The sequence below is a fragment of the Bacillus sp. FSL R5-0422 genome (genome assembly GCF_038610765.1).
Taxonomy (GTDB): domain Bacteria; phylum Bacillota; class Bacilli; order Bacillales; family Bacillaceae; genus Bacillus; species Bacillus pumilus_O.
Genome location: NZ_CP152014.1, coordinates 210,008 through 229,353, shown reverse-complemented (window position 1 = coordinate 229,353; position 19,346 = coordinate 210,008). Strand labels below are relative to the sequence as shown.

The window sequence follows — 19,346 nt, the reverse complement described above, 5'->3', positions numbered from 1 at the left end:
CACCTCACTAGATAAATAAATTCACACGCCCGATTTCAGCCTCTGCTAAATATGCAGCTACACCAGCATATTGAATGTCATCCAATAATTCTTTCTCCTGTAAACCTAAAAGATCCATCGTCATTGTACATGCCACGAGGTTAATATCCTGCTCCTTCGCCATCTCAATGAGCTGCGGCAAGTTCATGGCATTGTGCTTTTTGATTACATGCTTGATCATTTTCGGCCCCATTCCCGCAAAATTCATCTTGGAAATCCCCATGCGATCAGCCCCGCGTGGCATCATCTTGCCGAACATTTTTTCTAAAAATCCTTTTTTCATCGGTACCATCTCATCCTTACGCAAGGCATTCAGCCCCCAAAATGTATGGAAAATGGTCACCTCATGATCATAGGCTGCTGCACCATTGGCAATAATATAAGCTGCCATCGCTTTATCATAATCTCCACTGAATAACACAATCGTCGTGCGTTTTTTCTGTTCTTCCATTCTGCTCCTCCTCCAACAATTACCTATGGGGGTATATAATAATCAAAAAATATATACATATACCGGTAAGGGTATATTACATCAAGTAAAAAAATCCGTCAACCTCCAAAGGCTGAGGAATTTCTTACCGGCTTTTCACCAATAGCTCAACTGCCTCTTTCACAAGACCTTCCGTATCCTTACCTTGTTCAAGACTTTCACGAACACATTGCTCAAGATTTGTACTCACAATCACACCCATTGCCCGATCAATAGCATTACGTGATGCAGACAGCTGAGTTACCACCTCGCGGCAATCCTTCCCCTGCTCCATCATCGCAAGAACCCCTTTAATCTGCCCTTCAATCCGGCGAAGACGATTCTTCATCTGCTGATTATACTCCATGAATAAGGACTCCTTTCTATTCTTTCTATGACAGATAGTATACCCTAAGAGGTATTTAGTCAAACGACTTGCCCTTTTCTTTTATAGAAAACGAATGTGAAAAGAATTGCACATTCCACCATTTATTGATAAAAAGTAAATAATCAACGAATAAGAAATCATTGAAGAAAAGAGGGCAACCCATGACTTTACAGCATTATATTGGATCAGGCAAAGAACTGCCGCTTGGTACCATTGGTCAAAATCCTACCTATAAACCACTCTCTGAACTCAATATCAAATTGTTTGATCAAAAACAAAAAAAGCACAAAACCTGTCAAAAAGAAGATCCTTTGATAAAAGTATTCGAAACAGAAGAGGATTTCGAAGGCATTCACATTGATTATTTAGATCCTTTCTATGAAACGGTAAGAAACAAATTCACACATCCTTTTGTTTATGAATTGGACATCATTCATTCTCTTCGTGCACTTTTTCGATTCATTGAAAAAGAGCTGTCAACAGGAGAAACCATCGAAATCTATTCTTGTCTAAATGAACTCGAAACGAAAGAAAAGGATGATCAATTGGATGTAGAAATTGACCTAAGCAAAAAACAATTTGGGAAACATATCGTTTTTAAAGACATTGATGAACTGATCGCTATGTTTGAATTAGAACACCTACAATATGTCTTAGTAAAGAAGTAGAGGAGAATTGACAAATTACATCAAAATGTTGTGCTATAAGAGATTGTAGAAGCCTAACAAAGATCAATTGAAGTTATGAATAGAAAAGCGAATATAAATGTAACAGGTAGTTGAAGGAACCAAAATTCCCTCAATTACCTCTTTGCAGATCTTCGTAAACTTTTTCAAAAATCTCTATTGGTATTGAATACTTCGTTGTCTTATCATTACGGTAATTAACCACTATATCAATATGATGTTGCTTTTTTTCAAATTCAATTATTGAATTCTCCCACCTATCTCTAACAGAAATAACACAATTACCGTTTTTCTTTTCCTTTTTCTTATAAACATAGTCCATTTTATCTCTCCGTTCGTTCTCATTATTTTGTATTAGATAAGCGAATATACGGCATGTCTCAATCAGAGATATCCAAGAAACATGAATATAAAGAAACTAAATGTAGTGAGCAAGTTTAAAAACGTATAAAGATAATTTCTACCATAAATACTTAATATAATACCAACTGGACCTAAGACATAATTCATTAACCAGATTCCGCTTCCATATCCAAATATCCAATTAGGGACCCAAAGTAGAACACCTATTACAAAGCATAGTAATGACAAATGGCTCATTGTTTTTTTAGACATCAGAACTCCCCACATTCTAAAATAGCAACCTATATTTTAACAAAATGATACACTCAAATTCTGACTTAGTCGCTACTCCTTAAGAAATTTAAGATGAAATTAAACTAATTATGGAAAAGCAGGTGACCCATGCCAAACAACCAAACACCCAACCCACTCATTACGGAAAAATCACCCTACCTCCTTCAACACGCCCACAACCCAGTTCACTGGTACCCGTGGGGGCAAGAAGCCTTCGACAAAGCCAAGCATGAAAATAAGCCAGTGCTTGTCAGCATCGGTTACGCCACTTGCCACTGGTGCCACGTCATGGCACATGAAAGCTTCGAAGATCAGCAAGTCGCTGACATCCTAAACGAGCATTTCATTTCAATCAAAGTCGATCGTGAGGAGCGTCCAGATATCGACTCGATGTATATGTCGGTTTGTCAGATGATGACGGGGCAAGGCGGCTGGCCGCTCAACGTGTTTGTCACGCCTGATCAAAAGCCTTTTTATGCGGGGACGTATTTTCCAAAAAGAAGTGCTTACGGACGCCCTGGCTTTATCGAGGCACTGACACAACTCTTGGATGCGTATCACAACGATCGCAATCATATCGAATCATTGGCAGAGAAGGCGACAAATAATCTGCGGATCAAAGCAGCAGGGCAGACAGAGAATACGCTCACCCAAGAGGCGATCCACAAAGCCTATTATCAGCTCATGAGCAGTTTTGATACGCTGCACGGCGGGTTCGGCTCTGCGCCAAAATTCCCGGCACCTCATATGCTTTCATTCTTGATGCGCTATTACGAATGGACTGGGCAGGAAAATGCGCTATATGCAGTCACGAAAACGTTAGATGGAATCGCAAATGGCGGTATATATGACCATGTCGGTTCAGGTTTTTCTCGTTATTCAACAGACGAAAAATGGCTTGTGCCGCATTTTGAAAAAATGCTGTATGATAACGCCTTGCTCATGGAGGCTTACACAGAAGCGTATCAGCTCACTCAACAACCTACATATGAAAAGCTTGTCCACCGCCTGATTCACTTTATCAAGCGAGATATGATGAATCCGGATGGCTCTTTTTATTCAGCGATAGATGCAGATTCTGAGGGGAAAGAAGGACAATTTTATGTCTGGTCAAAAGATGAAATCATGACTCATTTAGGCGAGGACCTCGGCGCATTATTCTGCGCTGTCTACCACATCACAGATGAGGGGAACTTTGAAGGGGAGAACATCCCTCATACCATTTCCACCTCTTTTGATGACATCAAGGCCTCTTTTTCAATTGATGACCAAACGCTCCAGTCTAAGCTGCAAGAAGCCCGACACATTTTACAATCTATCAGACAGCAGCGACCCGCGCCGCTTGTCGATGACAAAGTGCTCACATCATGGAATGCCCTCATGATCTCTGCGCTCGCCAAAGCAGGAAGGGTCTTTGTTTCAGAGGAAGCCATCCGTATGGCAAAACAGGCGATGTCTTTTCTAGAAACACACCTCGTCCAACATGATCGTCTCATGGTCCGATATAGAGAAGGTGACGTAAAGCATCTCGGCTTTATCGAGGATTATGCGCATATGCTAAAAGCGTATATGTCTTTATACGAAGCGACCTTTGAATTAGCATGGCTGGAAAAGGCAACAGCCATTGCCGAGAACATGTTTGAACTGTTTTGGGACAAGGAAAAAGGGGGCTTTTTCTTCTCAGGATCAGATGCGGAAGCGCTCATCGTTCGAGAAAAAGAAGTGTACGACGGTGCCATGCCTTCTGGCAACAGTACCGCACTCAAGCACCTTCTCATACTAAGCAGACTGACCGGACGTCAGGATTGGCTGGACACATTAGAGCAGATGTTCCAAGCCTTTTATGTCGATGTTTCTTCCTATCCAAGCGGTCATACAGCATTTCTGCAAGGGCTTCTCGCTCAATATGCAACGAAAAGAGAAATCATCATTCTCGGAAAAAATGGCGATCCTCAAAAAGAACAGCTTTTACAGGCGCTTCAAAAACGCTTCATGCCATTTGATATCATATTGACTGCCGAAACAGGACAGAAATTAGCAAAACTCGCGCCCTTTACAAAAGATTACAAAACAATTGATGGCAAAACCACCGTGTATATTTGTGAAAACTACAGCTGCCGCCAGCCAATCACCGATATCGACGAAGCAATGGCACAATTGAGTTTGTCATGAGATGACTATGAGAAGACAAAATGAGGACAAACAGATAAAAAACATGTCAATCCGCTAACAAATTGTCTGTACGGTTTTATTTTTCCTAAAAAACGGTTAGAATGCGCACTAGATGTTCTCATACCGAAGGGAGAGAAAATGATGAAAAAGGTATCATACACACTCATCGCTTGTTTGTTATCTGTTGGACTTGCAGCCTGCTCGTCAAACGATGCCAAACAAGATAAGCAAAACGATTCAGCCAAAAACAAGGAAACTACACAGGCTGACCAAAAAGAACAGCAAAAGCAAATGGAAGAGATGCAAAAGAAATTAGACGCACAAAAAATCGATGATCAAAAGGTCGTTGCGACCGTCAACCAAGACAAAATCACAGGTAATGAATATAATAGCGCTCTATCAACCATTCAAGGACAGCTTCAGCAATCTGGGCAAGACCCAACATCTAAAGAAGGCGCAAAAGCAGTTAAGAAACAAACCATTGATGCGCTCGTAGGTCAAGAGCTCATCCTGCAAGATGCTGAGAAGAAGGGCATCAAAGCCTCTGACAAAGAGGTAGATAAACAGCTAAAAGAAGAAAAGAAACAATTCAAAGACAACGCTCAATTTGAAGAAGCCCTTAAGAAAAGCGGACTCACCATGGATCAGCTGAAAAGTGACATTGCCGACAGCATCAAATACAGCCAGTATGTCGACAAAGAAATCAAATCAGCGTCCGTCTCTGAAAAGGATGTCAAAGCGTACTATGATCAATACGCTGATGAAATGAAAAAACAAAAGCAAAAAGCACCAGAGTACAAAGAGGTTAAATCACAAATTAAAAAACAGCTAGAATCTCAAGAAAAGCAGAAAGAAGTTCAAAAAGAAATTGAAAAACTAAAGAAATCTGCGAAAATTAATGTGTCTCTATAACAGCTAATTAAATCCGCCATTGTGCGGATTTTTTTCGTTACTTGATGAACTATTTTTCCAAAATAATGACAAAAGCCTCATCATAAACATCTTTTCCTTCCGATATGATGGGAGTACAAAAGAAAGCGTTATTAATTCTTTTGTCTCTTAAAAAGTACAAGATCAAACGCTGATCTCGTACTTTTGCTTCAGTCAATTGGACAACGAAAAGAGGAGGATCTTTATGTTCAAATGGTTTAAACCTGCTCCGCATATCGACAGGCTCGATGATGCCAAAACAGATGAGACGTATAAGAGGCTGCGGCTGCAAGTCTTTTTAGGCATCTTTATCGGGTATGCTGGCTATTATTTGCTGCGGAAAAATTTTGCTTTTGCTATTCCTTATCTACAAGAAGAAGGATTCACGAAAAGTGAATTAGGCTTTGTACTCGCAGCTGTCTCCATCGCTTATGGCTTTAGTAAATTCATCATGGGGATGATCTCAGACCGCTGTAATCCAAGATATTTTTTAGCAACCGGACTCTTTTTATCAGCCCTTATCAATATCCTATTTGTCTCATTTCCATGGGTGACGTCAAGTGTATGGATCATGTTCTTATTCATGTTTTTAAACGGCTGGTTCCAAGGCATGGGGTGGCCGCCATGTGGACGGACGATGGCGCATTGGTTTTCGGTTAGTGAACGTGGAACGAAAATGTCCATTTGGAACGTCGCTCACAATATCGGCGGGGGGATTCTGGCACCGCTCATCACCTTAGGGATCGTGCTGTTTGCGACGTGGAAAAGTATCTTTTTCTTCCCTGCCATCATTGCCATTATCGTCTCCTTCGTGATCATTCTTCTCGTCCGGGATACACCACAATCCACTGGTCTTCCGCCAATCGAGGAATATAGAAATGACTATCCGGCACAAAACTATGAGGATCAAGAAAAAGAATTAACAGTGAAAGAGATCTTATTTAAGTATGTGCTCAACAATAAATTCCTTTGGTATATCGCCATTGCCAACGTCTTTGTGTACTTCGTCCGTTACGGTGTCGTGGACTGGGCACCGACCTACTTAACAGAAGCTAAAGGCTTTTCACCAGAACATTCCCGCTGGTCATACTTTCTTTATGAATATGCAGGCATTCCCGGCACATTATTGTGCGGGTGGATTAGTGACCGATTCTTTAGAAGCCGCCGCGCACCAGCAGGCGTCCTCTTTATGGCTGGGGTGTTAATTGCGGTGCTTGTTTACTGGTTAAACCCTGCTGGCAATCCAATGGTCGATAACATCGCCCTCATCAGCATCGGCTTTTTAATTTACGGACCTGTCATGCTCATTGGACTTCAAGCCATTGACCTCGCTCCTAAAAAAGCGGCTGGCACTGCGGCCGGACTCACAGGCTTCTTCGGTTATATTGGCGGCTCTGCCTTCGCCAATGCGATGATGGGCGTTGTCGTCGATCATTACGACTGGACAGGAGGATTTATTTTATTGGTTGGTTCTTGTGTGCTTGCGATTGTCTTCCTAGCGATGACTTGGAATACAGGAAAGCGCGTAGAGCAAGCTTAATGAAAATCACATAAAAGATTCATATCCACCCAACATGCCCTTTACATCTATTTCTTATGATGAAGGCAGTTACCGTAAAAGGAGGATAAAATATGAAGAAAAGTAGATTACTTGCTTTCGTGTTGCTCTCTTTTGCTTTACTGTCTATTGCGTGGGTGCCGGCCACCGTATCGGCACATGAACATCTTTTATCTCCAGATCGTATTCTAACCGTTGCACATCGCGGAGCATCAGGGTATGCACCAGAGCATACCCTGGCTTCTTACAAACTCGCCACAAAGATGAATGCCGATTACCTCGAACTCGACCTTCAAATGACAAAGGATGGCCATCTCATCGTCATGCACGATGAAACCGTTGACCGCACCACAAACGGAACGGGCTCGGTTAAAGACCTCACACTTGCTGAAATCAAACAGCTGGATGCTGGTACTTGGTTTAATGAGGCCAATCCCGACAGACAAAATGCCAACTATATCGGACAGCGAGTCCTCACATTAGATGAAGTACTGCGCTATTTTGGCAAACGAGAAAATTATTATATTGAAACAAAAAAACCAGACATCTATCCGCAAATGGAAGAAAAGCTATTGGCAACCCTAAAAAAACATCATCTTCTCGGGAAACACACAAAAAAAGGGCAGGTCATCATTCAATCCTTTAGCCAAGACAGCCTGCTAAAGCTACAGAAATTAGCCCCACGCCTTCCAAAAGTACAGCTTTTAGACAGAACCCAAATGACGTCCATCACAGATGATCAGCTCGACTTCATCAAATCCTATGCAGTGGGGGTCGGACCGAATTTTAGAGCATTGACACTTGAAAACGTGCAACAGGTCAGAAGCCATGGACTCCTCCTCCACCCATATACGGTCAACAACGAAGCAGACATGACCCGATTACTGCAATACGGCGTCACCGGTCTTTTCACCAACTTTCCAGATGTCTTCAACCGTGTAAAAGCTTTGCTATAGTCTCATCTTATTTGTTAACAAAGCAGTCTATTAGTAACAAAACTAATAGACTGTTTTGTTATTTTTTATGCATATCACCTTTGTCTTCATACATGCCTCTTTCTTCTTATTGCATGATCAATCAACCTATGATAAATTGAATTTATACGATAATTGAAATAATAATCCGTTTATCGTATTAAAATGAAAGCGTTTTAAGGAGGAGTTCATATGAACAAGGCGTTAGAAGGTATTACTGTTTTAGACCTTGGTCAAATTTATAACGGTCCCTACTGCTCGCTAATGTTAGCATTTCAAGGAGCAAAAGTAATTAAAGTAGAGCCTTTAAAGGGAGAGAACTTAAGGGTAAGGCGAAAAGGGGACTGCCATGAATTACTTATGTTGAATTCAAATAAATACGGCGTATCAATCGATTTAAAAACCGATCAAGGTAAAGAAATTTTCCTAGATTTAGTGCAGAAATCTGATGTATTAGTTGAGAACTTTTCACTCGGCGTCATGGATCGATTAGGACTTGGCTATGATGTTTTAAAGGAAGTAAACCCTCGTCTTATCTATGCTTCTGGAAAAGGTTATGGGCTTAGTGGTCCTTATGCAAAAAGACCGGCGATGGATTTAACGGTGCAGGCAATGGCAGGAGTTATGGCGACAACTGGCTTTGCTGATAAACCTCCTGTTAAGGCAGGACCAGCCATTTGCGATTTCTTAGGGGGAATTCATCTATTTGGGGGGATAACGACCGCACTTTATCAAAGAACAATAACCGGAAAAGGTCAGTTAGTGGAAGTCTCCATGCATGATTCAGTCTATCCGACACTCGCTTCTGCTTTAGGTGCATATTACAGCCAAGGGGAGAAATTTTCCGAAAGAACAGGCAATCAGCATAGTGGGATGGCGACAGCTCCCTATAATGTGTATGAAACGAAAGATGGCTATATCGCTATTCTATGTGTCGCTGACAGACAATGGAGATCACTTTTAACCGTTATAGATAGAGAAGATCTTTTAGATGACAAACGATTCGAGACAAATATTGATCGATCTGCACACACACTTATCGTCGATGACATCGTCAGTAGCTGGACAACGAAACGTAATAAAAATGAGATTGCGGAGCTCTTTATTGAAGCCAACATACCTCATTCCCCTGTACAGACAATTGATGAGGTAGCAAACGATCCGCATCTAATAGAGCGCGAAATGATAAGAGAAGTTTCTCATGCTGTTGAAGGAAACATTAAGGTACCAGGTTCCCCGATTAGACTATCCGATTCACCTTTGGAAAAAGTTTTACCAGCGCCTATTATCGGCGAGCACACAGAAGAGGTTTTAAAAGACTTATTAGGCTACTCGGATGAACAATTAGAAATTTTCAACCATGAAGGTATTATTCGTTCAAATAATCAAGAGTTACAAAATAAGTAACCAAAGGAGGGCATTATGACTTCAACCATCTTAACAAATATAAAAAACCACGTATTAACGATCACCCTGAATCGGCCTGATAAAAAGAACGCATTTAATGCAGAAATGATTAGCGAATGGGTGCGTGCGCTTGAAGAGGCCAAAGATAATGACGATGTCCATGTCATTGTAGTCACTGGAGCAGGCAATGCTTTTTGTTCAGGTGGGGATGTTGGCGGGATGAAACAAGACCAAACTCCTTTAGATAATAAAAATAAGTTATGGGAAAATATCCATCGTATCCCATTGACCCTTAAACATATTGATAAACCTGTAATCGCAGCGATTAATGGCCCCGCTGTAGGTGCAGGACTGGACATGGCGTTAATGTGTGATATGCGTGTGATGATTCAAGACTCGAAAGTCAGTGAAGGGTATGTCAAGGTTGGCCTTGTTCCTGGAGATGGAGGTGCTTATTTTTTACCGAGAATTGTCGGGAAAGCGAAAGCTTTGGAACTTTTATGGACGGGGAACTTTATTTCATCTGATGAAGCACTAGCAATTGGACTCGTGAATCATGTTTATTCACAAGACCAATTCGAAGAGAAAACAAAAGAATTAGCAGAGCACATCGCTTCTGGTCCACAAATAGCCATTCGAATGACCAAACGTGCTGTTCAATATGCGGAGTCATTGGAATTAGAGGCAGCTTTAGACCTCATTTCATCTCATTATGCTGTTATCAAAGATACCTCGGATCACAAGGAGGGCGTACAGGCATTTAAAGAGAAAAGAAAAGCCGTTTTTCAGGGCAATTAATTTAAAGGAGAGTGTTTATTTATGGACGTTATTCACTATGAAAAAAAGGGGCAGATTGCTTACCTATACATCAATAAACCAGACAAGATGAATGCCATCGATTCAAAAATGTCTGATCTATTTTTAGAATTTTTAGAAGAGTATAAAAATGATAAAGACGCCAGGGTTTTAATCATAACAGGTGTTGGAGAAAGAGCTTTTTGCAGTGGCAGAGATTTAAGTGAAGTAAAATCAAATCCAGAGGCATTTAAAAAGAAGCCACTTAGGGGCCGGTTATTTAATGCCATTATCGAAACGTATAAGCCTGTCATATCTGCGATTAATGGCGCCGCTGTAGGAGCAGGCTTTGAGATTACATTGGCAAGTGATATTCGCCTAGCTGTTTCAAATGTCAAACTAGGTTTACCTGAAGCAAAAAGAGGAATGGGGGCTACTTTTGGAGCAACGATTTTACCTAAGCTTATTTCACCAAGTACTGCGGCAAAACTCCTTTTTACAGGAGCCCTAATAAAATCAGATGAAGCTTATAATCTACAACTGATAGATGAAGTCTTACCAACTGTCGAAGACCTAATGACAAGAGCCAAGGAATTAGCTGAGGAAATTTGCCTTTGTGCGCCTTTATCTGTACAGCGTATAAAAGAAACGATATGGAAATCAATGGACGTTCCCCTCTTCCATGCACTACAAATGGATATTGGACCTAATGTATATGAAAGCGAAGATAGATTAGAAGGAACACAAGCCTTTTTAGAAAAACGCCAGCCGATTTGGAAAGGTAAATAGACAACTATTTTGAAAGGAGGTTGATTGGATGTTTAAACATATACTTGTTGATGTTCAAGAACAAGTAGGAACGATAACAATTCATCGTCCAGAAGTAAGAAATGCACTAAATTATGCAACGCTTCAGGAGCTCGAACAAGCCCTAGATATGCTTAATGCACAAGAGAAAATCAGAATCATCATAATTACCGGCTCAGGAGAGAAAGCATTTGTCTCCGGCGCAGATATCAACGAGTTGAATGATAGAAAAGCGTTAGATTGTTTAAAACCAGGAATGCAAGGAGTTTATAAAAAAATGGAAGCCTCAGATAAAGTGACTTTAGCTGTTATAAATGGTCATGCTTTAGGCGGAGGGTGTGAACTTGCACTTGCGTGTGATCTTAGAATAGCCGTTGACCATGCAAAAATTGGACTACCTGAATTGAATTTAGCCGTTATTCCGGGAGCTGGGGGAACTCAGCGGCTAAGCAGAATGATCGGGAAAAGTCGAGCTCTTGAAATGATTCTTCTCGGAAAATTAATCACAGGAACAGAAGCAAAATCCATTGGTTTAGTTGCTCAATCATGTCCTCTCTCTCAATTAAATAAAGCAAAAGAAGACATGATCAAAACCCTCTTATCAAAAGGTCCTCTCGCTCTAAAATTAGCGAAAATGATCGTTCATCGAGGCTACGATTCAGATATAGATACTGCGTTGATGTTAGAAAAACTTGCACAATCAATAGCCTTTTCTACGGAAGATAAAACCGAGGGAATCAATGCCTTTTTAGAAAAAAGAACACCTGCTTATGATCGAGATGTCAATCCGCAGAATGAGAGTGAGGTTTAATATGAATAAAAGTGTCATTATCGATGCAGTCAGGACACCTATTGGGAAATTAGGCGGTGGTTTAAAGGACGCTTTAGTAGATGAGCTTGCAGCCAAAGTCATGACTGGATTATTTGAAAGAACTTCACTTCCAAAAGAATTAGTAGACGAGGTGATCCTAGGCCAAGCAAAGCAAAGTGCAGATTCATCAAATCTGGCTAGGCTCTCATTACTTCGAGCAAACTTTCCAATTGAGACCTCTGGCTATACCATTCATCGACAATGCGGTTCTGGCTTGCAGGCCATTAACAGTGCTGACTTACAAATACAACATGGTCTGGACGAGGTCATTGTAGCTGGGGGCGCTGAAAGCATGAGTACAGCTCCTTATTACTTGAGACACGCTCGGTTTGGCTATCGTTCAGGAAACGGGGTACTTTTAGATCCTAACACAGAAAGTCAGCCCTACTCTCAGCCTATTGAAGAATACGGATACTTAACAATGGGGGAAACTGCTGAAAACTTGGCAGAACAATATCAGATTGAGAGATCCGAACAAGATGAATTTTCTTTACGAAGTCAAGAGTTAGCGAATAAAGCCATAAATGATGGACGTTTTGACAGCCAGCTCATCCCATATGAAATCATCTCAAAAAAGAATACCACTCTATTTCAGAAGGATGAGCACCCTAGAAACACCTCTCTTGAACAACTATCTCATCTAAAACCAGTGTTCAAAAAAGATGGTACTGTTACCGCCGGTAATGCAAGTGGTCGTAATGATGCCGCTTCTGTTTTATTAATGACGAGTGAGTCTACTGCTAAAAAATATGATCTAACACCTAAATCTCGCATTATTGCACAAGCTTCTGTAGGGGTTTCACCTGAATATATGGGGATCGGGCCTGTGTACTCGACTAAGAAAGCATTAGCTCAATGTGGCCTTTCTATCAGTGATATAGGTCTTATTGAACTCAATGAAGCTTTCGCCGCGCAGTCGATCGCTGTCATTAGAGAATTAGCATTAGATATAAACAAAATTAATGTGAACGGTGGAGCAATTGCATTAGGGCACCCAATAGGGGCTACAGGAGCCATTCTTGCGACAAAGCTAATCCATGAAATGGAGCGACAAGGAACGAAGTATGGCATTGTCACACTTTGTACAGCAGGCGGGCAAGGAATCACAACGATATTTGAAAATCTACAAGTATAGGAGTGTATAAAATGACTCAAATCTCTATTATTGGGGCTGGTACGATGGGAAGAGGAATTGCTTATTCAGCTGCGTCCAATGGATTTACCGTCCTCTTATACGACATCGAAGCATCTTCTCTATCAAAAGCAAAATCTTCTATTCAACTAGAATTAGAAAAAAGCGCAGAGAGAAATTTTATTAAAACAGAGGATATTCATCCGACCCTACAAAGGATTTCGTATTCAGATAGTTTTGAGGAATCTGTTCGCTCAGCTGACTTAGTGATTGAAGCGGTGGTTGAAAACATGGCTGTCAAATTAGATGTATTCAAAAAACTTGATCAACTGACGAAGCCTGAGACAATTCTCGCTACCAATACGTCTACAATGAGCCCTACTGAAATTGGCGCAATCACCAATCGACCAGAGAAAGTTGTGGCAATGCATTTTTTTAATCCTGTACACAAAATGAAACTTGTTGAAATTATACGAGGACTAGATACCTCAGACGAAACAGTAAACTTTGTAAAAGAAGTGACGACACAATTAAAGAAAGAATATGTCGAAGTAAATGAATTTCCAGGATTCGTTACAAGCCGAATGAACTGCTTAATTGGGAATGAAGCAATGAATATGTTAATGGAAGGCGTTGCATCTGCCGAGGATATTGATAAAGCCTGTAAATTAGGCCTAAACCACCCGATGGGGCCACTAGCTCTGGCTGACCTGGTGGGCTTAGATTCTAGACTTCGAAATATGGAATATTTGCATCAAACTTTGGGAGAAAAATATAGACCTAGTCCATTACTTACTAAATATGTAAAGGCAGGAAAGTTGGGTGTAAAATCAGGTGAAGGCTTCTTTCACTATCAACAAAAATAAACGTGATCTTTCCATAAAGCGTTTATGCTCTATGGAAAGATCATACTACTCATCATAATTATTCATTAGAGAAGATATATCTTGAGCAGCTTCTTTTACAAGCATTGTGAAATTTTTTACCGTATCTTCTTTTTTTCGATAGGCAGGACAATGAATAGCAATACTAGCCAAAATCAAACCTTCTTTGGTCAAAATAGGAGATGATACATTTAAGGCACCTGCTGTAACTTCCCCTTCGGAGCAGCAATAGCCATTTTTCTTAATTAGTTGTAAGTCTTTTTTCAATTTCTCAATTTGTTGAAATCCTTGTTTTTCCGCTTCATCTATCACTAATTCTTGCTGTGAAGGAGTCAGGTAAGCCAAGATGGTCTTTCTTGATGCACCCTTATATAACGGTCTACTCAGCCCTACAGGTGAAGAAAATTTGATATTGTCTTTGCTCTCTACTGAGGCAATACAAACTCCTTCCATTTTTACAGGATCAAGTACATTTATACTAACGGTTTCATTCGTCTCAGAAGAAATTTTCTCTAAAAATGGGTGTGATTTTTCAACCAATTTCGGATTTGGATTAGCAAATATGCCCAATCGATAGGAGGACATACCCAATCGATATTTTCCATTTGAAACGTTTCTTGTTAAGTATCCCATTCCAACAAGTGTATTCACCAATCTAAAACCGATGGTTGGCGAGAATTTCAATATGTCGGAAATTTCTTTAACACTATATTCAGATTCACTTTTAGTATACAAATCTAATATCATGAGTCCCCTTTGTAGGGTTTGTGATAATGATTTATTGACCGTCATAGATAGACATCTCCTTAAACAATAGTAATCCAATTCCATTGTAACATCTTCATAATCAATATGATGATCATTCAGCATGATTTAAAATGATTGACTCATAAATAAACAGAATTTTAAGATTTTATTGTCTTGATTATTTTTTGATGTTATATTACAAATATCGGATTAAAAAACCGAATATCGATATAAACATGTAAATGAAAGCGTTTTACCATATAACCTGTGTTGAGGGGGAAAAACATGAGAAAAATGATGATGTTGATTAGTTTTATCAGTGTAGTGACACTTTTATTTTCGTGTCAGAATCAGCAAGGGGCAAATTACACGTTTCCAACTGGTGGCACTTCCGGTGTACTCTATTCAATCGGTGCTGCTTTTTCGCAAACAATGAATGAAAGCGATGTCCCAATCAATCTCACAAATCAAGTTTCAGGCGGAGCAATAGAAAATATACGTCTCATGGATAAAAAAGAAGCAGACTTCTCTTTATTTGGCGGAGATGTCGCTTTAGAAGCCTATGAAGGAAAAGGGATGTTTAAAGGGAATCCACAAAAAGATTCTTTAAGAAGTGTTTTTACGATCTATTCGCAGCCACTTGGCATCGTCGCTTTAGAATCCTCAGATATCCAATCAATAGATGACTTAAAAGGGAAAAAAATTGCTGTAGGCACACCTGGAAGTGGGAATGAAGTGCGGACAAAGCAAGTACTAAATGCTCTAGACCTTTATTACGATAAAGACTTTAAACCACAATTCCTTTCGATTTCAGAAAGTGTAGATGGATTAAAAGACGGTCAGCTTGATGCTATCTTTGTTTGGACTGGATTACCAACCCCAGGGATTATGGATCTAGCAAATATTCGAGATATAAAAATGATATCGCTTACAAACGACGAAGTGAATACAATTTACAGCGCCTATCCCTCTCTTTATCCTTTTGAAATTCCAGCTAAAACTTATAAAGGTGTAGATAACAACATTCAAACCATATCAGTTGATGTCAGCTTATTTGTTAATAAAGATGTCCCTGAAGATGATGTGTACCAATTGACCAAAACTGTTTTTGATCACTTAGATAATCTGCAAGGTACTGTCTCAACACTACGACAGCTAAATAAAGAGACTGCGGCAAAAACATTAATTGAGCTTCACCCAGGAGCAAAAAAATATTTTAAAGAAGCAAATGTAATCGATTAATAGAAGAGAAATGGAGGAGTCTTTATGGAGAATGTTCAATCGAAAGATCAGCCAGAAAGTGCTAGACGTATTACTATAAGAGTTATTCTATTGATCTCAATCATGCTATCTCTTTTTCATTTATTCACAGGTGGATTCGGTGTTCTAACAGCCATGATTCAACGTAATGTTCATTTAACCGTTGTTCTACTGCTAGTATTCCTAATCAAGCCACTAGCTAACAAAAAATTACGTTGGCTTGATACCCTTTGTATCATTATCAGTATCAGCTCTGGAATCTATATTTTTTATACGTATGATCAGCTACTTTTAAGAGTAGGAGCACCCAATGCATACGACATGTTTTTTGGCATCACTTTAATCATCGTTATACTAGAAGCAGCAAGAAGAGTGACTGGCTTTATTTTACCGCTAATAGGTTTACTGTTCTTACTCTATGCTTACTTTGGACATTACTTCCCTTCAATTTTAAAGACATCAGATATCTCACTAGAGAGAATCATTTCTTTAATGTATTTATCCACTGAAGGGTTATGGGGAACATCGTTAGGAATTGCTGCCACATTCATCGCTCTCTTTATTATTTTTGGAGCCTTTCTTAATACAACTGGAGCAGGAAAAGTCTTTATAGACTTAGCTTTTATCATTGGCGGTCGATTTAAAGGCGGTCCCGCCAAAGTATCCGTCATATCGAGTGCATTGATGGCCACGGTTTCTGGAAGTGCCGTCGCTAATGTCTCTTCAACTGGACAGTTCACCATCCCATTAATGAAGAAAGTAGGATTCAAGCCTCGTATGGCCGCTTCTATTGAGGCAGTGGCTTCTGCTGGAGGAAGTATTATGCCTCCCGTTATGGGCGCAGGCGCTTTTATTATGGCCGAACTCACAGGGATTTCATATGGAAAAATCATTCTTGCTGCACTTATCCCTGGCATACTATATTTTTTATCAGTCTTCCTTTTTGTCGATTTTGATGCGGGCAGAGCTAAAATGAAAGGAATAGAGAAAAAAGAGCTGCCTGTTTTCAAAGAGGTTTTTTGGAAGGGCTTTCATTTATATATCGGCTTAGGAACGCTCATTTATCTATTAGTTGTCTTAAATGCATCACCGATGTTTGCCGCTTTTTGGTCCATTGTTGCCTTAGTTATCTCTTATATCGCCATCTATTTTAGAAAGATTGACTGGAAATTTTTCCTTGAGGCTTTAGAGCAAGGTGCAAAAGGTATGCTGCTCATCTCAATGGCATGTGCTATTGCAGGAATTGTTGTAGGGGTGATTAACTTAACTGGTACTGCCGTAACATTAACATCTCTACTAATGAACCTCGGTCAGAACAGCATTTTACTCACTCTCTTCTTAACGATGATCGCTTGTGTCATTATGGGGATGGGTTTACCTTCTACAGCTGCTTATATCATTGTAGGTGTTCTTACTGCACCGGCTTTAATTGATTTAGGGATTGATCCTCTACTAGCACACATGTTTATCTATTATTTTGCAAGTCTTGCACCAATAATACCGCCTGTCGCACTTGCATCGTATACAGCTGCAGGAATTGCTGGAAGTGATCCATTAAGAACTTCTTTTACGTCTGCACGAGTAGGTTTAGTTTCATTTATTATTCCTTACATGTTTGTGTTCGGACCAGAACTATTAGGACAGGGTAGTGCAGTAGAAATAGCATTGGCTGTAACAGGCGCTTGTATCGGTGTCATTTTTTTCGCTGCTGCTTTAACAGGCTGGCTCAAAAGAGACTTGTTCTTTTATGAGAGAATCCTCAGCTTTGGAGGAGCATCCCTTTTAGTTCATACAGGTTTGTTAACAGATCTAATAGGTATTGGGATCATCGCCGTTCTATTAACATCTATCTTGATTCGAACCCAATTCAATGAAAAACCGCAAGATACGTACGAAGTGAATCAGTAAAATAAAAGTATCTAAATGAAGCTGTTTTAGCAATCTAATAAAAGCTAAGCAGCTTTTTTATGTAAAAATAAAATGTTCTATCTTTCTCGGTGTACCTACCCATTATGAAAATTCAATCATACAAAAAATACCCCAATCGTTAGGTTTCTCTAACTTTTGGGGTATTCCGCTAAGTGATAAGATTGTTAGTTACTTTGAATTTGTATCCATTGAAGCATCTTGGATCGGTTTCCGTTTCCCGATCCCAAAGACATAGAAACTTAGCGCTACTACAATCAAGAACCCAATTGCCACAATCAGAGAAATACGCGTATCCTGATTAATGAGCATAAATACAAGCACCATCAGTAAGAAACCGATTGTCAGATAATTAGAAAACGGAGCTAGTGGCATCTTGAATGGATGCTGATCAAGCGCAGCTCCCTTCGCTTTTCTAAAACCGATATGACTAATCAAAATCACAAACCATGGCACCATACCCGGAAGTACACTCGCACTATACACATAGACGAAAATGTTTGGTGGCGCAACGTAATTGAGGACAACTCCTACCGCTAAACCAATCAGCACAGCCAATGTTCCAAAATACGGCACACCATTCTTCGAAATTTTGGTGAAGAAAGCAGGCGCCTGCCCGTTCACACCTAGTGTATAAAGCATACGTCCCGCACTGAAAATCCCACTGTTACAGCCGGACATCGCTGCTGTAATGACAACAAAGTTAATAATACCAGCGGCGGCTGTAATCCCAATTTTCGCAAACGTCGCCACAAATGGACTGCCAAGGGTGTTCAGCTGATCCCAAGGATACACTGTCACAATGACAAAGATCGCACCAATATAGAAAATCAAAATACGCCAGATGATACTTTTGATGGCATTGGTCAGTGTCTTTTCTGGATTTTGCGCTTCACCTGCTGTAATCCCAATCAGCTCTACACCCTGATAGGCAGCAATCACGAGCGACAATGCAAACAAGAATCCGGTAAATCCACCTGTAAAGAATCCGCCGTGTGCCCACAGATTAGACAATCCAATAGGCGTTCCGCCATTTCCAAATCCAAAGAAAATAATGCCTAGACCTGCAATGATCATTAAAATAATCGTCACAATCTTGATCATGGCAAACCAAAATTCGAACTCACCGAACGATTTAACCGAAATCAAATTGGCCGCTCCCAAAATAATCATCGCAATTAATCCTGGAATCCACGCTGGCAGCTCTGGGAACCAATATTTCATATAAGCGCCTACGGCAATAATTTCCGACATCCCGACAATGACCCACTGGAACCAGTTACTCCAAGCTGTCATATACCCCGCAAGCGGATGAATATATTGATGACCGAATGTAGCAAATGAACCTGTACTCGGTTCAACGTATAACATTTCTCCCATCGCACGCATAATAAAAAAGATAAAGATACCACATACTGCGTACGCGAGAAGAACCGATGGACCTGTCCATTGAATGGCCTTGGCTGACCCCATAAATAAGCCAACACCAATCGTGCCGCCGAGTGCGATCATTTGAATATGGCGGGCACTTAACCCTCTTTTTAATTCCTTTTGAGCCACTTTTCTTCCCCCTCATCAACAAACAACATAAAAAATAAAAATCAGAATATTCATTCTGATTGAGAAACATCAATCTTTCGATGTATATTATCATAATAAATCTAC

At 40.2% G+C, this 19,346-nt stretch carries 18 protein-coding genes and 1 pseudogene; 14 read left to right on the top strand and 5 right to left on the bottom strand.

Going from position 1 to position 19,346, the window contains the following annotated elements; genetic code table 11:
- Positions 1-7: 7 nt before the first annotated feature.
- Positions 8-490 carry a DsrE/DsrF/DrsH-like family protein gene (locus tag MKX52_RS01280; protein ID WP_342491303.1) on the bottom strand — a complete coding sequence of 161 codons (483 nt, stop codon included), beginning with the start codon at positions 488-490 and terminating at the stop codon, positions 8-10.
- A gap of 124 nt (positions 491-614) precedes the next feature.
- The gene (locus tag MKX52_RS01275; protein WP_003217059.1) at positions 615-875 is read right to left on the bottom strand and encodes a metal-sensitive transcriptional regulator; all 261 of its coding nucleotides are present in this window, start codon (positions 873-875) and stop codon (positions 615-617) included.
- Between the two features lie 182 nt (positions 876-1,057).
- Between MKX52_RS01275 and MKX52_RS01270 the strand changes: the two genes are divergently transcribed.
- Entirely contained in the window at positions 1,058-1,564 is a 507-nt protein-coding gene (locus tag MKX52_RS01270) for a hypothetical protein (protein ID WP_342491302.1), read from the top strand.
- Positions 1,565-1,694: 130 nt separating this feature from the next.
- Here MKX52_RS01270 and MKX52_RS01265 read toward each other — a convergent pair whose 3' ends face one another.
- Entirely contained in the window at positions 1,695-1,904 is a 210-nt protein-coding gene (locus tag MKX52_RS01265) for a hypothetical protein (RefSeq protein WP_088003747.1), read from the bottom strand.
- A gap of 422 nt (positions 1,905-2,326) precedes the next feature.
- On the opposite strand from MKX52_RS01265, the pseudogene MKX52_RS01260 reads away from it, so the two are divergent.
- The 11 genes and pseudogenes from MKX52_RS01260 to MKX52_RS01210 form a co-directional block, all read left to right on the top strand.
- Positions 2,327-2,818: pseudogene (locus tag MKX52_RS01260) on the top strand (thioredoxin domain-containing protein); the annotation flags it as partial.
- 84 nt (positions 2,819-2,902) lie between these two features.
- Positions 2,903-4,390 (top strand): thioredoxin domain-containing protein, encoded by a 1,488-nt coding sequence (locus MKX52_RS01255; RefSeq protein WP_342491862.1) that lies wholly within the window; start codon positions 2,903-2,905, stop codon positions 4,388-4,390.
- Positions 4,391-4,531: 141 nt separating this feature from the next.
- The gene (locus tag MKX52_RS01250) at positions 4,532-5,302 is read left to right on the top strand and encodes a SurA N-terminal domain-containing protein (protein WP_251183994.1); all 771 of its coding nucleotides are present in this window, start codon (positions 4,532-4,534) and stop codon (positions 5,300-5,302) included.
- A gap of 223 nt (positions 5,303-5,525) precedes the next feature.
- A complete protein-coding gene (glpT, locus tag MKX52_RS01245) occupies positions 5,526-6,860 on the top strand; it encodes a glycerol-3-phosphate transporter (protein ID WP_342491301.1) in 1,335 nt (444 codons plus the stop codon).
- A 92-nt stretch (positions 6,861-6,952) separates the two neighbouring features.
- A complete protein-coding gene (locus MKX52_RS01240) occupies positions 6,953-7,834 on the top strand; it encodes a glycerophosphodiester phosphodiesterase (protein WP_342491300.1) in 882 nt (293 codons plus the stop codon).
- 210 nt (positions 7,835-8,044) lie between these two features.
- Positions 8,045-9,259 carry a CoA transferase gene (locus MKX52_RS01235; RefSeq protein ID WP_342491299.1) on the top strand — a complete coding sequence of 405 codons (1,215 nt, stop codon included), beginning with the start codon at positions 8,045-8,047 and terminating at the stop codon, positions 9,257-9,259.
- A 15-nt stretch (positions 9,260-9,274) separates the two neighbouring features.
- Complete coding sequence (locus MKX52_RS01230; protein WP_342491298.1) at positions 9,275-10,057, top strand: enoyl-CoA hydratase; 783 nt, start codon at positions 9,275-9,277, stop codon at positions 10,055-10,057.
- A gap of 21 nt (positions 10,058-10,078) precedes the next feature.
- Positions 10,079-10,843, top strand: a complete 765-nt coding sequence (locus MKX52_RS01225) for an enoyl-CoA hydratase/isomerase family protein (protein ID WP_151021510.1) — start codon at positions 10,079-10,081, stop codon at positions 10,841-10,843.
- A 28-nt stretch (positions 10,844-10,871) separates the two neighbouring features.
- Positions 10,872-11,672 (top strand): enoyl-CoA hydratase-related protein, encoded by an 801-nt coding sequence (locus tag MKX52_RS01220; protein ID WP_342491297.1) that lies wholly within the window; start codon positions 10,872-10,874, stop codon positions 11,670-11,672.
- 1 nt (position 11,673) lies between these two features.
- A complete protein-coding gene (locus tag MKX52_RS01215; protein WP_342491296.1) occupies positions 11,674-12,867 on the top strand; it encodes a thiolase family protein in 1,194 nt (397 codons plus the stop codon).
- A gap of 11 nt (positions 12,868-12,878) precedes the next feature.
- Complete coding sequence (locus MKX52_RS01210; protein ID WP_151021504.1) at positions 12,879-13,730, top strand: 3-hydroxyacyl-CoA dehydrogenase NAD-binding domain-containing protein; 852 nt, start codon at positions 12,879-12,881, stop codon at positions 13,728-13,730.
- A gap of 45 nt (positions 13,731-13,775) precedes the next feature.
- On the opposite strand, the gene MKX52_RS01205 is transcribed toward MKX52_RS01210, so the two are convergent.
- Positions 13,776-14,540: an IclR family transcriptional regulator gene (locus MKX52_RS01205; RefSeq protein ID WP_251183990.1), complete on the bottom strand. Its 765-nt coding sequence runs from the start codon at positions 14,538-14,540 to the stop codon at positions 13,776-13,778.
- Between the two features lie 240 nt (positions 14,541-14,780).
- On the opposite strand from MKX52_RS01205, the gene MKX52_RS01200 reads away from it, so the two are divergent.
- Together MKX52_RS01200 and MKX52_RS01195 are read left to right on the top strand one after the other, a co-directional pair.
- Positions 14,781-15,737, top strand: a complete 957-nt coding sequence (locus MKX52_RS01200) for a TAXI family TRAP transporter solute-binding subunit (RefSeq protein ID WP_342491295.1) — start codon at positions 14,781-14,783, stop codon at positions 15,735-15,737.
- A 24-nt stretch (positions 15,738-15,761) separates the two neighbouring features.
- Positions 15,762-17,663 (top strand): TRAP transporter permease, encoded by a 1,902-nt coding sequence (locus tag MKX52_RS01195; protein WP_251183988.1) that lies wholly within the window; start codon positions 15,762-15,764, stop codon positions 17,661-17,663.
- Between the two features lie 189 nt (positions 17,664-17,852).
- Here the strand turns inward: MKX52_RS01195 and MKX52_RS01190 are convergent, their stop codons facing one another.
- Positions 17,853-19,241 carry an amino acid permease gene (locus MKX52_RS01190; RefSeq protein ID WP_151021496.1) on the bottom strand — a complete coding sequence of 463 codons (1,389 nt, stop codon included), beginning with the start codon at positions 19,239-19,241 and terminating at the stop codon, positions 17,853-17,855.
- Between the last annotated feature and the right edge of the window lie 105 nt (positions 19,242-19,346).

Coding starts and splice junctions, on each gene's coding strand:
- MKX52_RS01280 (WP_342491303.1), bottom strand. CDS start 490: ATGGAAGAACAGAAAAAACGCACGACGATTGTGTTATTCAGTGGAGAT.
- MKX52_RS01275 (WP_003217059.1), bottom strand. CDS start 875: ATGGAGTATAATCAGCAGATGAAGAATCGTCTTCGCCGGATTGAAGGG.
- MKX52_RS01270 (WP_342491302.1), top strand. CDS start 1,058: ATGACTTTACAGCATTATATTGGATCAGGCAAAGAACTGCCGCTTGGT.
- MKX52_RS01265 (WP_088003747.1), bottom strand. CDS start 1,904: ATGGACTATGTTTATAAGAAAAAGGAAAAGAAAAACGGTAATTGTGTT.
- MKX52_RS01255 (WP_342491862.1), top strand. CDS start 2,903: ATGAGCAGTTTTGATACGCTGCACGGCGGGTTCGGCTCTGCGCCAAAA.
- MKX52_RS01250 (WP_251183994.1), top strand. CDS start 4,532: ATGAAAAAGGTATCATACACACTCATCGCTTGTTTGTTATCTGTTGGA.
- glpT (WP_342491301.1), top strand. CDS start 5,526: ATGTTCAAATGGTTTAAACCTGCTCCGCATATCGACAGGCTCGATGAT.
- MKX52_RS01240 (WP_342491300.1), top strand. CDS start 6,953: ATGAAGAAAAGTAGATTACTTGCTTTCGTGTTGCTCTCTTTTGCTTTA.
- MKX52_RS01235 (WP_342491299.1), top strand. CDS start 8,045: ATGAACAAGGCGTTAGAAGGTATTACTGTTTTAGACCTTGGTCAAATT.
- MKX52_RS01230 (WP_342491298.1), top strand. CDS start 9,275: ATGACTTCAACCATCTTAACAAATATAAAAAACCACGTATTAACGATC.
- MKX52_RS01225 (WP_151021510.1), top strand. CDS start 10,079: ATGGACGTTATTCACTATGAAAAAAAGGGGCAGATTGCTTACCTATAC.
- MKX52_RS01220 (WP_342491297.1), top strand. CDS start 10,872: ATGTTTAAACATATACTTGTTGATGTTCAAGAACAAGTAGGAACGATA.
- MKX52_RS01215 (WP_342491296.1), top strand. CDS start 11,674: ATGAATAAAAGTGTCATTATCGATGCAGTCAGGACACCTATTGGGAAA.
- MKX52_RS01210 (WP_151021504.1), top strand. CDS start 12,879: ATGACTCAAATCTCTATTATTGGGGCTGGTACGATGGGAAGAGGAATT.
- MKX52_RS01205 (WP_251183990.1), bottom strand. CDS start 14,540: ATGACGGTCAATAAATCATTATCACAAACCCTACAAAGGGGACTCATG.
- MKX52_RS01200 (WP_342491295.1), top strand. CDS start 14,781: ATGAGAAAAATGATGATGTTGATTAGTTTTATCAGTGTAGTGACACTT.
- MKX52_RS01195 (WP_251183988.1), top strand. CDS start 15,762: ATGGAGAATGTTCAATCGAAAGATCAGCCAGAAAGTGCTAGACGTATT.